At 71.5% G+C, this 13,093-nt stretch carries 14 protein-coding genes; 4 read left to right on the plus strand and 10 right to left on the minus strand.

The features are described 5' to 3' along the window. The first annotated feature begins 36 nt into the window (after window positions 1-36). Window positions 37-1,032, plus strand: coding sequence for an extracellular catalytic domain type 1 short-chain-length polyhydroxyalkanoate depolymerase (locus KALB_RS14405; RefSeq protein ID WP_025356416.1), 996 nt, complete (start codon window positions 37-39; stop codon window positions 1,030-1,032). A gap of 7 nt (window positions 1,033-1,039) precedes the next feature. Here KALB_RS14405 and KALB_RS14410 read toward each other — a convergent pair whose 3' ends face one another. Both KALB_RS14410 and KALB_RS14415 read right to left on the minus strand, forming a co-directional pair. Then, window positions 1,040-2,290, minus strand: coding sequence for a VanZ family protein (locus tag KALB_RS14410; protein WP_025356417.1), 1,251 nt, complete (start codon window positions 2,288-2,290; stop codon window positions 1,040-1,042). 75 nt (window positions 2,291-2,365) lie between these two features. Then, window positions 2,366-3,181 carry an IclR family transcriptional regulator gene (locus KALB_RS14415; protein WP_035969173.1) on the minus strand — a complete coding sequence of 272 codons (816 nt, stop codon included), beginning with the start codon at window positions 3,179-3,181 and terminating at the stop codon, window positions 2,366-2,368. A 101-nt stretch (window positions 3,182-3,282) separates the two neighbouring features. On the opposite strand from KALB_RS14415, the gene KALB_RS14420 reads away from it, so the two are divergent. Continuing rightward, on the plus strand, window positions 3,283-4,452 hold the full coding sequence (locus KALB_RS14420; protein WP_025356419.1) for a 4-hydroxybenzoate 3-monooxygenase: 1,170 nt from the start codon (window positions 3,283-3,285) through the stop codon (window positions 4,450-4,452). Here the strand turns inward: KALB_RS14420 and KALB_RS14425 are convergent. Beyond that, window positions 4,436-4,924 (minus strand): hypothetical protein, encoded by a 489-nt coding sequence (locus tag KALB_RS14425; RefSeq protein ID WP_025356420.1) that lies wholly within the window; start codon window positions 4,922-4,924, stop codon window positions 4,436-4,438. The two genes, KALB_RS14420 and KALB_RS14425, sit on opposite strands and share 17 nt — an antisense overlap. A 67-nt stretch (window positions 4,925-4,991) precedes the next feature. Continuing rightward, window positions 4,992-5,654: a Crp/Fnr family transcriptional regulator gene (locus tag KALB_RS14430; protein ID WP_236650257.1), complete on the minus strand. Its 663-nt coding sequence runs from the start codon at window positions 5,652-5,654 to the stop codon at window positions 4,992-4,994. A gap of 301 nt (window positions 5,655-5,955) precedes the next feature. Here KALB_RS14430 and KALB_RS14435 point away from each other — a divergent pair, with 301 nt between their 5' ends. Further along, window positions 5,956-6,483, plus strand: coding sequence for a HutD/Ves family protein (locus KALB_RS14435; protein WP_030111446.1), 528 nt, complete (start codon window positions 5,956-5,958; stop codon window positions 6,481-6,483). A gap of 201 nt (window positions 6,484-6,684) precedes the next feature. On the opposite strand, the gene KALB_RS14440 is transcribed toward KALB_RS14435, so the two are convergent. Together KALB_RS14440 and KALB_RS14445 are read right to left on the minus strand one after the other, a co-directional pair. Further along, on the minus strand, window positions 6,685-7,224 hold the full coding sequence (locus tag KALB_RS14440; protein WP_025356423.1) for a cadmium resistance transporter: 540 nt from the start codon (window positions 7,222-7,224) through the stop codon (window positions 6,685-6,687). A gap of 3 nt (window positions 7,225-7,227) precedes the next feature. Beyond that, window positions 7,228-8,289: a phospholipase D-like domain-containing protein gene (locus KALB_RS14445; protein WP_025356424.1), complete on the minus strand. Its 1,062-nt coding sequence runs from the start codon at window positions 8,287-8,289 to the stop codon at window positions 7,228-7,230. A 60-nt stretch (window positions 8,290-8,349) separates the two neighbouring features. Between KALB_RS14445 and KALB_RS14450 the strand changes: the two genes are divergently transcribed. Further along, window positions 8,350-8,958, plus strand: a complete 609-nt coding sequence (locus KALB_RS14450) for an MBL fold metallo-hydrolase (RefSeq protein WP_025356425.1) — start codon at window positions 8,350-8,352, stop codon at window positions 8,956-8,958. Here KALB_RS14450 and KALB_RS14455 read toward each other — a convergent pair whose 3' ends face one another. The 4 genes from KALB_RS14455 to KALB_RS14470 all read right to left on the minus strand — a co-directional run bounded on the left by KALB_RS14455 (window position 8,959) and on the right by KALB_RS14470 (window position 13,050). Continuing rightward, the gene (locus KALB_RS14455) at window positions 8,959-9,918 is read right to left on the minus strand and encodes a helix-turn-helix domain-containing protein (RefSeq protein WP_025356426.1); all 960 of its coding nucleotides are present in this window, start codon (window positions 9,916-9,918) and stop codon (window positions 8,959-8,961) included. An 87-nt stretch (window positions 9,919-10,005) separates the two neighbouring features. Further along, window positions 10,006-10,443, minus strand: coding sequence for a response regulator (locus tag KALB_RS14460; protein ID WP_025356427.1), 438 nt, complete (start codon window positions 10,441-10,443; stop codon window positions 10,006-10,008). Beyond that, complete coding sequence (locus tag KALB_RS14465) at window positions 10,427-11,917, minus strand: sensor histidine kinase (protein ID WP_025356428.1); 1,491 nt, start codon at window positions 11,915-11,917, stop codon at window positions 10,427-10,429. The genes KALB_RS14460 and KALB_RS14465 overlap by 17 nt, the downstream gene beginning before the upstream one ends. Further along, entirely contained in the window at window positions 11,914-13,050 is a 1,137-nt protein-coding gene (locus tag KALB_RS14470; protein WP_148309468.1) for a PP2C family protein-serine/threonine phosphatase, read from the minus strand. Before KALB_RS14470 ends, KALB_RS14465 begins: the two co-directional genes overlap by 4 nt. Window positions 13,051-13,093 lie beyond the last annotated feature (43 nt).

A 13,093-nucleotide genomic window follows, 5' to 3' on the forward strand; every position in this document is an offset into this window, starting at 1 on the left:
GTGTGAGGGGAGTTCACTCCGGCGAGGGGACCTGTGATGGGGAACAAGACCAAGCGTGCGCTGGCCGTGGCCGCTGCCGTGGGGGTCGCGCTGCCGCTGCTGGCCGGCACGGCCACCGCGGCCCAGGGCCGTGACGAGCACGGCGAGTTCGTCAACGCCTCAGGGCACGTGAAGTACGAGGTGCACCTGCCGCCGGCCTACCAGCCGGGGCGGCAGCTGCCGGTGGTGGTGGCCCTGCACGGCTGCCTGATGAGCGGCTACCTGTCCAACTCGATGCGGGACACCAGCCGGTTCAACGAGGTGGCCGACGCCAAGGGGTTCATCGTCGTCTACCCGACCCAGGACCCGCTGCGCAATCTGGCGGGCTGCTGGAACGCGACCAAGCCGGAGCACGAGCACCGGGGCAGCGGGGAGCCCTCACTGGTGGCCGGGGCCACCCAGGACGTGGTGTGCGACTACCACGCCGACCCCAAGCGGGTGCACGTTGTCGGCGCCTCCTCGGGGGCCGGGATGGCGGTGATCATGGCGGTGACCTACCCCGACGTGTACGCCTCGGCGGCCTCGCTGGCCGGCGGGGAGTACGCCTTCGACAAGGTCGATCCGAAGGACCCGGACAGGGTGACCCCGGTGGACACCGCGAAGCTGGCCTACGCCGAGATGGGGCCGCGCGCCCGCCAGGTGCCGATGCTGGTCGAGCAGGGTGACGCCGACACGACGGTGCCGCCGGTCATGGCCGACCGCCTGGTCTCCCAGTGGGCTGCCCTCGACGACCTGGCCGTGGACGGTCAGCTCAACGGTGACGTGGACGACGTGCCCGACGCGACCGAGCACGTGGCCAACCCGGGGGAGCACCCGTACACGCACACCAGTTTCACCGCGCGCGGCGGCGGCGCCCCGCTGATCGAGAAGTACCTGGTGGCGGGGCTGGCCCACAAGTGGCCCGGCGGCGGCAAGGGCCGCTACGCCGACCCGATGGGCCCGAACATCTCCTCGATCATGTGGGACTTCTTCGCCACCCGGTCCCTGCCCTGAGCGGGACTCAGTCGGCCACCGCGACCGGTTCGGTGGCCGGTTCGGGGGTGGCCTCCGGTCGGCGCGCACGCTTGTGGGGCAGAGCCACGTTGTGCACGCCGGAGATCAGTTCGTGCAGTCCGAGTCGTCGCGGGTGCCACAGCAGGGCCACCGCGAAGGCCACGAACAGGCCGAAGGTCACCCCCAGCAGGGCGAGCACCGCGAGCACACTGGGCAGGTGCTCGCCGACCAGTTCGAGCAGCACACCCGGATTGTCCGCGATCCGGTCCAGCAGGCCGCCCGCCGCCGCGTAGGAGATCGAGATGGCCGCGGCGAGCACCACGCCCAGCCCGATCGGGATCGGCAGGAACGGCACCGACAGCACCAGCACGCGCACCGCCAGCCGCCAGGGGGCGGGCCGACCGCCGTCCGGTCCGACCAGGCGCAGCAGCAGGACCCACTTGCCCGGGGTGGCACCGGTCCACCAGGGCAGCAGCACGAACCACACCGCGACGGCCAACACGGGGCCGAACAGGAACCAGTTCTTGCCCAGCAGTACCGCGCAGACCAACGACAGGAAGCCCATCAGGAACGGCAGCCCGGTGAAGTCCAGCAGCAGGGCGAGCAACCGCCTGCCCACCGGCACCGGACGGCGGGCCAGCGCCGCGTCGTCGAGGGTGTCCAGGGTGGGCAGCCAGCGGGTCAGCGGACCGGCCACCGCCCAGCCCAGCATGGCGCCCGCGGTGTTCACGGCCAGGTCGTCCACATCGAACAGTCGGTACGGGCACTCGTACAGGCCCCACACTCCGGTCAGCTGGGTCAGCTCGAAGAACGCGGCGGTGCCGAAGCCGATCAGCGAGCTGGCCAGGAAGCCACGGCGGAAGTGGTAGCGCAGGTACACGCCCAACGGCAGCAGCAGCAACAGGTTCAGCCCGGTCTCGATCACCGCCGGGTTGTGCAGCACCAGCGCGTTCAGGCTGGCCTCGCCCTTGGCCTCCTTCCAGATGTCGTTGAAGGTGTTGCCCAGCGTCAGCTGCGGGTGCGCCAGCTCCGGGTACTTCGCGCAGACGTCCACCGAGGGTCCGGGCAGCGGCACGATCGTCATGCAGAACGCCGTCAGCGCGTAGAACAGGAAGCTGTAGAAGGACAGGGTCCGCCAGCTCGACATGATCCCGTGCCGCCGGTACAGCACGATCGCCACCGGCACGAGCAGGAACAGGGCGAGCAGTGGGAACACGAACACCGCTGTCTTGATCGGCAGCAGGTAGGCACTGGACATGCGAGCGGGACTCCCGAAAGCCGACTGGATGTGGCTGGATGGTGGCAGAACCACTGGAGTCCGGCAAATCCCGGTTCAGCCGTGCTCGGGCAGCACGTGCGTCTCGTGCCGTGCCGCCACCGGCAGCCGCAGCCCGCTCGGTGCGCCCAGCGCCCGCGAGATGCCGCGCGCCGCGGCCCGCACCACCGGGATCAGCGCCCTCGGGTTGGCCCCCTTGGCCGGCACCACCACCGACAGCGCCGCCACCACGTTGTCCTCCTGGTCCCGTACCGGGGCCGCCACCGACAGGGACACCAGCTCCACCGCCCCGTTGCACACCGCGTACCCGTCCCTGCGCACGTCAGCCAGCGCCCTGCGCAGCTGCGCCGCCGTGCCTAGCGTGCGCTCGGTGAACCGGCGCAGCGGAGCCGCCAGCACCTGTTCGCGCACCTCGTGTTCGGCGTGCGCCAGCAGCACCAGCCCGACGGCCGTGGCGTGCAACGGCAGCCGCCCGCCGACCCGCGACACCACGTGCACCGCGTCCCGCGCGGAGATCCGCTCCAGGTAGACCACCTCGTTCCCCTCGCGCACCGCCAACTGCACGTGGTTGCGGGTCGCGTCGAACAGGTCGCCGAGGAAGGGCAGCGCGCTGGCCCGCAGCCCCAGCCCGCGCGGGGCCAGCGAACCGATCTCCCACATCCGCAGGCCGACCCGGTAGCGGCCCAGCTCGTCGCGCTCCAGCAGCCCACCGGCGAGCAGCTCGCCCACCAGCCGGTGCGTGGTGGTCAGCGGCAGGCCCGTGCGCCTGCTGAGCTCCGACAGGGTCAGCAGCGGGCTGGTCTCGGTGAACGCCTCCAGGATCGCCTGGAGCCGCGCGCCAACGCTGACGATCGGCGCGGTCCTGCGTGGCACCGTGCCCACCTCCTCTTCCGTTCAACGGAAGACCGGCTCCCGTCGCCGAGTATGGACGTCATCCTGGGCACCGGCAACCAGCGAGCGAGCGGAGGCGGTCGGTGCGCACACAGGTCGGGATCATCGGGGCGGGGCCGGCTGGCCTGCTGCTGTCGCACCTGCTGCACCTGCGCGGCATCGACTCGGTGGTGCTGGAGGAGCGCGAGGAGCAGTACGTGCGGCGCAGGGTGCGCGCGGGCGTGCTGGAGAGCACCACCGCGGACCTGCTGCGCGAGGTCGGTCTCGGCGCGCGCATGGACCGCGAAGGCTTGGTGCACAAGGGGATCTCCCTGCACTTCGACGGCGAGGACCACTACGTGGACTTCGAGCGGCTGGTCGGCAGGACGATCACCGTGTACGGCCAGCAGGAAGTGGTCAAGGACCTCATCGACGCCCGCAGGCGCGCCCACGGGCAGCTGCTGTTCGAGGTGCGCGACACCGCCGTGCACGAGACCGGCTCCGACCGGCCCCGGATCACCTTCACCGACGCCGAGGGCCGTCCCCAGGAGCTGGTCTGCGAGGTGGTCGCGGGCTGCGACGGCTTCCACGGGGTGAGCCGCAAGTCCCTGCCCCAGAACGAACTCACCGTGTACGACCACACCTATCCCTTCGCCTGGTTGGGAATCCTCGCCAAGGCGGCGCCCGTGCGCGACGAACTGGTGTACGCCAACCACGAGCGCGGCTTCGCGCTGTACAGCATGCGATCGCCCGAGATCACCCGGCTCTACCTCCAGGTGGACCCCGAGGAGCGCATCGAGCAGTGGCCCGACGAGCGGATCTGGTCCGAGCTGCACACCCGGCTGCCCGCGCTCGCCGAGGGGCCGGTGCTGGAGAAGGGCATCACCGCCATGCGCAGCTTCGTGGCCTCCCCGCTGCGCCACGGCAGACTGTTCCTGGCCGGAGATGCCGCCCACATCGTGCCGCCGACCGGTGCCAAGGGCATGAACCTCGCGGTCGCCGATGTGTGGCTGCTCGCCTCCGCGCTGTCGGAGCTGTTGCTGCACAACAACAGTGCGCTGGTCGAGTCCTATTCGGACACCGCGTTGCGCCGGGTGTGGCGTGCCGAGCACTTCTCCTGGACGATGACCTCGATGCTGCACCGCCAGCCCGGCGCCACCCCGTTCGAGCGGCAGCTGCAACTGGCCCAGCTGCGCTACACCGCCAGCAGCACGGCCGCGGCGACCAGCCTCGCCGAGAACTACGTGGGCATGCCCCTCACCTCCCCGCTCTGAGCGCCAGCAGGCGCCCGGAGGGCTGCGGCACGTGCAGGTGCACCAGGCCCTTGCCGGTCTCGGCGGTCACCAGCTCGGGCGCCCGCTCGCCCAGCAGGGCGCGGGCGCTGGGCGTGATCGCCGCGACCACGAAGGTCACCTCGGGGTTGGACCGGTCCAGCAGTTCGCGCACCGGTTCGGCCTCCAGCAGCCGGTGCACCGCCGCACGGCTAGCGGGCGGTCCCACGTGCACGCCCACCCTCAGCCGGACGGCGGGTCCCCGGCCGAGCCGGTGCTTGTAGGCCAGTTCCTGCTGCAGGCCGTGCAGCAGTGGGCTCAGCAGCGCGGGCAGCAGCTCCGGGCGCAGGTCCACGCCTGGCCCGGTCGACCACAGCTCCCCGCACCCGATGCGCTGCAACGCGTCGTGCAGCAGCACCGGGTGCTCCGGGGCGGTGAGGATCATCGCCCGCTCGGTCGTGTGCTTCCTGGTCATGGCCCGAGCCTCGCGTGCGCGGGGGACCCGCACTGTCCGCCGCCGGACAACCTGAGAGTGATCTGGGTCACATTGTGTGACTGGTGTGCTCCGCGAGCCGGTCCGGGTCCGCCACCGACAGCGCGGGCCCCGGCGTCAGCACCCCGTCCCTGCGCAACGCCGCGATCGCCTCGCTCACCGTGCTGCGCGCCATGCCCAGCGCCGAGGCCAGTGCCTCCTGGGAGAACGGGATGCGCAGCGGGTCCGCCACCTCGTTGCCCGCCAGCGCCACCACCTCGCTGAGCAGCCTCGCCAGCTGCTGCGCGGGCCGGAAGTGCACCAGGTGTACGCCGTAGGGCACCGACTCGTACAACTTGCTCGTCAGGTAGTCGGTGAACGGGCTGTACAGGTTGTGCCTGGTCAGCAGCGGGGTGAACTCCGCTGCGGGCACCACGTGCGCCGTGCACGGCTCCAGCGCCACCACCGTCGCCGAGCGCACCCCCCTGCCCCGCGAGGCCATCTCGCCCACCAGGTCGCCCGCCGCCCGCAACGCCACCAGCAACTGCGACCCGTTCTCGTGCGCCCGCAACACCTTCACCCGGCCCACCGTCAGCACCAGCACGTGATCGCCCACCGCGCCCTGCCGCAGCAGTTCCTCACCCTGGCCGAACCGGCGCACCTGCCCGGCCGCCAGCAGGCGGTCCCAGTCCTGGACCGTCACCATCGCGCGGAACCCCCGGTGTTGCGCCACCGCTACGTCATATCGGGTTGCCGCGCCGCCCGCCGACCCCGCGCCGAACTTCGCCCGATCAGACCACGACGGTCATGAAGGTGCCCTTTGGGACGCTGGGTGTCCCAAAGGGCACCTTCATGACGTCACGGGAGCGGTCGCCGGGCCCGCAGCCGCGCCACGAAGGTGCCGTTGCGGACGTTGAACGTCGTGAACGGCACCTTCCTGGCACCGCCGGGACGTGCTGCGAAAGTGCCGTTCGCCGCGTTGAGCGCAGTGAAAGCCACCTTCCGGTCGTGGCAGGATCGGGCGGGTGATCGTGATGCGGGCGGGTGAGCACCGGAGCGTGCCGTGGCGCAACGGGGGCGGCAGGACGCGCGAGATCGCGGTGCGGGGTGCGGGCACGGACTTCGACTGGCGGCTGAGCCTGGCCGAGGTCGAACGGGACGGGCCGTTCTCGGTGTTCGAGGGCCACGAGCGGATCATCACGGTGGTGCGCGGGGCCGGCATGGAGTTGACGGTCGACGGGCAGCGGCACGTGGTGCGGCCGCACGAGCCGTTCCGGTTCGCGGGCGGGAGCCGGACGGGGTGCAGGCTGCTGGCGGGGCCGGTGGTGAACCTGAACGTGATGAGCCGGGACGGGGCGGCGGTGTCGGTGGGCGTCCCGGCCGAACTGGGCGGCGGCACGGTGGCAGTGGTGGTGCTGGACGGCGAGGTGTCGGTGGGCGGCGAGCGGCTGGGGCCCTTCGACGTGGCGCTGCTGAGCGAGGAGCCGGGGACGCGGGTCGTGGCGGTGTCGCCGAACCCGGTGGTGGCGGTGGTGCGGCTGCCGAGCCCACCAGCGGCGTGAGCCCACCAGCGGCGTCGCGAAGGTGCCATTGCGGACACCCAATGCCGTGAACGGCACCTTCGGGACACGGGGCACGGGGCGGGGCCAGCGGGGCGCGGCGCCGTGCCGGGCCCGCGGCCACACGCCATGAAGGTGCCGTTGCGGACATTCAACGTCTCGAACGGCACCTTCGTGACACGAAGCATGGCCGCGACACCGGCGCTACCCGAGCAGGATCACCAGACCGATCACGACGAACACCGCGGGTACCAGCCAGTGTGCGACCCGTTCCAGCAGCCTGACCACGGTGGGGTGCCTGCCGAGCAGGCGGGCGCCGTACACCCACACGGCGACCAGCACCAGGAACACCGCGATCGTGCCGGCGGTCTGCGCGGGCGGGCTGGCGCGGAACAACGGGGTGTAGACCCCGATGTTGTCGGCCCCGTTGGCGATGGTCAGCCCGGCCACCGACAGCACCCCGGAGGCGGCGACCGGGGTCCGCTCGGTGTCCCGCCAGGCCCGCACCAGGCCGTACAGGCCCAGTCCGAGTGGGACGAGCCCGAGCAGGCCGAGGTAGTCCTCCGGCACGACCACCAGCCCGGCGGCGGCGACCAGGCTGACCGCCACCAGCGCCGTGAAGCCCAGGTACTGGCCGAGCCAGATGACCCGTCCGCGTAGGCCCAGCCACAGCGCGGTGAGCAGCACGAGGTCGTCGAGGTTGGTGCCGACGAACACCCCGGCCGCGCGGACGAGCTGATCCATCCGCTATTTGTACGTGGCCACCAGCTCCTGGACGAACTGGGCGTACTGGTCGGCGATCGCGGGCGAGGTGATGCGCAGCTGGTTCTCCGCGTTGCCCTCGGCGTTGGCGCTGAAGTTGTAGCTGCCGGTGGCCACGGTGTCGTCGCTGACCAGCACCTTGAGGTGCATGAAGTTGTGCACGCCGGTGGGGGAGTAGGGCTCGGACCGCTTGTCGGCCAGCTGCCCGGACACGGTCTTCCAGTCGCGCAGGGTGTCCGCGCTGTGCTCGCTCTTGGCCCAGGCCCGCGAGATCGGCCCCATCTGGCCGCTGTCGTAGATCCCGGTCAGGTGCACGCCCCGGTCGATGGCGGCCACCAGTGCCGCGAGCACGGTGTGCGAGGTGATCACCATGGAGGCGATCAGCAGCCGCTGCCGCGCGCTGCCGATCAACGAGACCAGGTCCGCGTCGATGGCCTTGCCCTCGCCCGGTGCGAAGGACCAGGCGATGCCCTTGTGCGCGCCGCGGTCGCCGTGCCCGGTGCCGCGGATGTCCCCGGCCAGCCACAGCTGCTCGAAGTCGGTGAGGAACGCGGCGGCAACCTGGGAGTCGTTGACCTGTAAGACGTTGTTCTCCTGGCGGGTCCACGCGTCGTCGGTGAAGTTCGTCGACCCGGTCCACACGGACTTGCCGTCCACCACGACGTACTTGTCGTGCATGAGCTTGCCGGACGGGGTGGTGATCGGCTTGAGCACCACCTCGCTGTCGCCGAGCTGCTCGCGCAGCCAGGCCGCCGTGCCCACCGGGGCGGGGTCGGCACCCAGCGCGGCGAAGGCGAGCGTGCCGTCCTCGGGTTTGCTGGCGTCGTAGGCGATTCGCACGGACACCCCGGTGCTCGCGGCGTGCACCAGCGCGTCCACCACGGGTTTGGCCAGCGCCTCGCCGAGCCGGAAGTCGTAGATGGCCAGTGCCACGCTGGTCTTCGCCGCCGAGATGAACTCGGCCAGCGCCTTGGCCACGCGGTGCGGTTGGTCGGCCTCGCCGCCGTGCTTGGTGTCGCGCAGCAGCAGGAGTTTCACGGTGTTCATGGCGTCCATGACAGACGCCGCGCACGGCGTGCGGGACCGCCGTCCGGGTACGGTGGATCGGTGACCGTACGCATCGAGCACACCACCACCTCCGGCACCTTCTCGCTGGACGGCCAGACCTTCGACGTGGACAACAACGTGTGGCTGCTCGGTGACGACGCGGAGTGCGCTGTCATCGACGCACCGCACGACGTCGACGTGATCACCAAGCTGATCGGCGGCAGGCGGGTCGTCGCCGTGCTGGCCACGCACGCCCACGACGACCACGTGCGGGTGGCCCCGGAGCTGGCCGCCGCCACCGACGCGCCCGTGCTGCTGCACCCGGACGACCTGCCCGTGTGGCGGCTGACCCACCCCGAGCGCGAGCCGGACGGGGAGCTGCGCGACGGTCAGGTGCTGGAGATCGCGGGGCTTGCCGTGCACGTGCTGCACACCCCGGGCCACGCGCCGGGGGCGTGCTGCTTCCACGTGCCCGCGCTGGGCGTGGTGTTCACCGGGGACACGCTGTTCCAGGGCGGGCCCGGGGCCACCGGCCGCTCCTTCAGCGACCACGACACGATCCTGGCCTCGATCCGCACCAGGCTGCTCACCCTGCCCGGGGAGACCGTGGTGCACACCGGCCACGGGCCGTCCACCACGATCGCCGCCGAGGCCGCGGCGCTGGGCTGATCAGGCGATGGTGCGCACCTGCTGGGACTGCACCAGCTTGCGGTAGACCTTCGGCGGAATCCCGTACGCGGCACGGAAGAGCCGGCTCACGTGCGCCGGGTCGGTCAGGCCCCACCGGGCCGCGATGGCCAGCACGGTGTGCTCGTTGAGCTGGGGGTTGGCCAGGTCGGAGCGCATCCGCTCCAGCCGCCGCTGCCGGATGTAGGCGCTGGGGGTGTCCTCGCGCTCGGCGAACAGCCGGTGCAGGTGGCGCACGGACACGTGGTGCGCGCGGGCCACCGACTCCACCGACAGTTCCGGGTCGCCCAGGTTCATCTCCAGGTAGGCCAGCACCCGCTCCAGCATCGTGCTGCCGCTGGGACTGTCCACCTGGGCGCTGGCCACCGTCATGCCCAGCATGCCGATCAGCGCGTCGGCCAGGTGCTGGCCGCCGTCCTGCTCGGCGTCGTCCAGTTCCTCGGCCAGCCCGTTGAGGAAGCCGCCGACCAGCCGCCGCAGCCCGCTGGTGGCCGTGATCGGCACGGCCAGCCGGTCGCGCAGCGCCTCGGCGGGCAGGCACAGCCGGGACTTGGGGATGGCCACGATGACCTGGCGCAGCGCGGTCCGGAAGTTGATCTCGTACGGGGTCGAGGTGTCGTAGAGCACGAACTGCCCGGGAGCCACCGCGCCCCAGCGGCGCTGCTGGTCCAGGGTCACCTCCCCGCCGACCATCAGCACCACCTTGTACGTGTCGCGGTCGTCCTGGTCGATGAACCGGCGGGTGCGCTGGACCAGCAGCGGGGGCGCCACCACGTTGACCACCTGGAGGCCGCCCACGGTGACGGCCCGCAACTCGCACAGTGTCCGGCTCGGCTCGCCGGGCACCACGCGCTGTGTCCCGCAGGAGGCCGAGGCGGCGGCCTCCAGCGCCTCGAGGTCGGAGGTGGGGGCGAGGTGGAAGCGCCGATCCGCACTGGGCATGAAGGTTCCTCAACAGGCAGTGCCGGTGTCCTGGCCAAACCTACTGAGACCAGGACCGGTACGCCGGTCGATTAGCCCGATCGTGCCTCAGTGCGGCAGCTTGACCACGGTCACGAAGAAGTCGTCGATCTGCCGGATCACCTCGATGAACCGGTCGAAGTCCACCGGCTTGGTGACGTAGGCGTTGGCGTGCAGGTTGTAGCTGCGCAGGATGTCCTCCTCCGCCTCGGAGGTGGTCAGCACGACCACGGGGATGCTGCGCAGGGTCTCGTCGGACTTGATCTCGGCGAGCACCTCGCGGCCGTCCTTGCGCGGCAGGTTCAGGTCCAGCAGCACCATGCCGGGGCGTGGGGCGTCGGCGTAGGGCTCCTCGCGGCGCAGGAACTGCAACGCCTGCACCCCGTCGGCGACCACGTGCAGGGTGTTGCGGATCTTGTGGTGCTCGAACGCCTCGCGGGTCATCAGCGCGTCGCCCGGGTCGTCCTCGACGAGCAGCACGTCGATCACGTCAAGCCTCTGGTTCACTGTTCTCCTCGATCGCGGGCAGGGTGAACCGGAACGTGCTGCCCGGCCCCTCGGTGGCGTCCAGCCAGATCCGGCCGCCGTGGTATTCGACGATCTTGCGGCACATGGCCAGTCCGATCCCGGTTCCCGGGTAGGCGTCCTTGGGGTGCAACCGCTGGAAGATCACAAAGATCCGCTCAGCGTACTCCGCCTCGATGCCCATTCCCGAGTCCGCACAGGTGAAGGTCCAGAACTCCCCGGTGCGCTCGGCGGTGAGGCTGACGCGGGGCGGGTCCTGGCCGCGGAACTTGATGGCGTTGCCGATCAGGTTCTGGAACACCGCGGTCAGCAGCGAGACCTCACCGCGCACCCGCGGCAGCGGGCCCGCGGTGATCTCGGCCCCGGACTCCTCGATGGCGGTCTCCAGGTTGGCCTTGGCGGCGGCCAGCACGGCCTCGGCCTCGATGACGACCTGTTCCCTGGTGACCCGGCCGACCCGGGAGAACGCGAGCAGGTCGTTGATCAGGCCCTGCATGCGCTTGGCCCCGTCCACGGCGAAGCCGATGTACTGGTCGGCGCGCTCGTCCAGCTGCCCCTTGTAGCGCCGCTCCAGCAGTTGGCAGAAGCTGGCCACCTTGCGCAGCGGCTCCTGGAGGTCGTGCGAGGCCACGTAGGCGAACTGCTCCAGCTCGGAGTTGGACCGGGTCAGTTCCTGGTGCAGCTGCTGGTAGGCGTCCAACTCGTCCAGGATGCGCAGGCGCATCGCGTCCACGTCCGAGGCCAGCCGCACGATCTCGCGCGGCCCCGAGCCAAGGACCTGGTGCTTGAACCGGCCGTCGGCCACCTGGCGCACCTCGGTGACCAGCCGGGACACCGGCCGGATCACGCCCAGGTGCGAGAGCACGGCCAGCAGCACCACCAGCGCGATCAGCACCCCGGCCAGCACCAGCCCGACCGTCACGATCTGGTCCCCGGCCGTGGCGAGTTCCGCCCGCGCCGAGGTGCGCGCCCCGGCGAGGTCGGCCTCCTGCATGGCAAGTTTCGCGCGCACCTGGTCGAACAGCGCCTTGCCCAGTTCGGGCGCGCCGGAACCGGTGCCCTCCACCACGGGCTGCGCGTACTGGGAACGCCAGGCCTGGGCGCTGTCCTCGACCTCCGCCAGCCCGGTCGCCGAACCGGCCAGCTCGCCCACGAACAGCGTGCGCAGGCTGTCGGCCGCGGCGGCCTCCTGCCGCTTGCCGTCCAGGTAGGGCTGGAGGAAGTCCTGGTCGCGCGCGAGCACGTAGCCGCGGATCCCGGTCTCCTCGTTGACCAGCGCGTTGGACAGCACCAGCGCCTGCCGGGAGGCCGGGTCGAGCTGGTCGACCACCAGCGCGCGGGCCTCGCCGAGCCGGTTGAGCGCCAGGGCCCCGACCACCACCGCGCCCAGCACGGCGGCCACCATCACACCGACCACGACGAGGTACCAGCGGCGCAGGGACCAGCCGCGGGTCATCGGCGCTCCGTCAGCAGGAGCAGGGCCAAGTCGTCCTCCAGATCGCCTTCGTTGAGCCCGACCACCGTGGACACCAGGTGGTCCAGCAGCGAGTCCTGGGCGCGGTGCGCGGCGATCAGGTCGACCAGCCGCTCGGTGCCCAGCCGTTCGGCGCCCGCGCCGATGCGCCCCTCGATCAGGCCGTCGGTGTAGAGCAGCATCGCCCAGCCGGGCCGCAGCGGCAGGGTGAGCGCGGTCCACTTGGCGTCGGGCAGCACACCCAGGGGCAGCCCGGCGCGCTCGCGCGGCACGGGGCGCGGACCGCCGTCCTCGATCAGGATGGGGGAGGGGTGCCCGGCCAGGTACACCTGGGCCGCGCTCTGGTCGGCGGCGATGCTGGCCATGCACAAGGTGGTGAAGATGCCCTCGCGGTGCCGCTCGTGGATCAGCAGCTGCTGGAGGGTGTCCAGCACCTGCTCCTCGGCCTGCCCGGACAGGATCAGCGCACGCCAGGCGATGCGCAGGCACACGCCCAGCGCCGCCTCGTCCGGGCCGTGCCCGCACACGTCCCCGATCACCACGTGCAGCGAGCCGTCGGCGGTGGCCACCGCGTCGTAGAAGTCCCCACCCAGCTGCATGCGCTGGCGCCCCGGTCTGTACCGCGCGGCCAGTGCTGGCGAGCAGTCGGCCAGCAGCGGGGTCGGCAGCAGCCCGCGCTCCAGGCGGGCGCTTTCCTGGGACAGCAGCCGCTCCTCGCGCAGCTGCCGGTGGGCGTCCTCGGCCCTGCGGCGCTCCACCGCGTAGCGGATCCCGCGCAGCAGCAGCGATCCGTCCACCTGCCCCTTGACCAGGTAGTCCTGCGCGCCCACGGCGACGGCCTCGGTGCCCCGGTCCTCGTCGCTGTGCCCGGTGAGCACCAGCACGGCCGCCTGCCCGGCGTGGTCGAGCACCCTGCGCAGCCCGTCCAGGCCGCTCGCGTCGGGCAGGCCGAGGTCGAGCAGCACGCAGTCGGCCTGCGACAGGGCCTGTACCGCCTGGGACACCGTCCGCACGTGGGTGAGCCGCACCGGGGCGTTCACCTCGTCGAGCAGGGCACCGACCAGAACGGCGTCGCCCTCGTCGTCCTCGACGAGCAACACGCGCAGCGGATCCACCGGAGGAGCGTACCGAGTGGCATTTTGTTGAGCGCTCAACTAT

Origin of the sequence: Kutzneria viridogrisea DSM 43870 (assembly GCF_000525635.1) — a bacterium.
Lineage (GTDB): Bacteria > Actinomycetota > Actinomycetes > Mycobacteriales > Pseudonocardiaceae > Kutzneria > Kutzneria viridogrisea.

Coding starts and splice junctions, on each gene's coding strand:
- KALB_RS14405 (WP_025356416.1), top strand. CDS start 37: ATGGGGAACAAGACCAAGCGTGCGCTGGCCGTGGCCGCTGCCGTGGGG.
- KALB_RS14410 (WP_025356417.1), bottom strand. CDS start 2,290: ATGTCCAGTGCCTACCTGCTGCCGATCAAGACAGCGGTGTTCGTGTTC.
- KALB_RS14425 (WP_025356420.1), bottom strand. CDS start 4,924: ATGACCAGGAAGCACACGACCGAGCGGGCGATGATCCTCACCGCCCCG.
- KALB_RS14435 (WP_030111446.1), top strand. CDS start 5,956: ATGCGGGCGGGTGAGCACCGGAGCGTGCCGTGGCGCAACGGGGGCGGC.
- KALB_RS14440 (WP_025356423.1), bottom strand. CDS start 7,224: ATGGATCAGCTCGTCCGCGCGGCCGGGGTGTTCGTCGGCACCAACCTC.
- KALB_RS14445 (WP_025356424.1), bottom strand. CDS start 8,289: ATGAACACCGTGAAACTCCTGCTGCTGCGCGACACCAAGCACGGCGGC.
- KALB_RS14455 (WP_025356426.1), bottom strand. CDS start 9,918: ATGCCCAGTGCGGATCGGCGCTTCCACCTCGCCCCCACCTCCGACCTC.
- KALB_RS14465 (WP_025356428.1), bottom strand. CDS start 11,917: ATGACCCGCGGCTGGTCCCTGCGCCGCTGGTACCTCGTCGTGGTCGGT.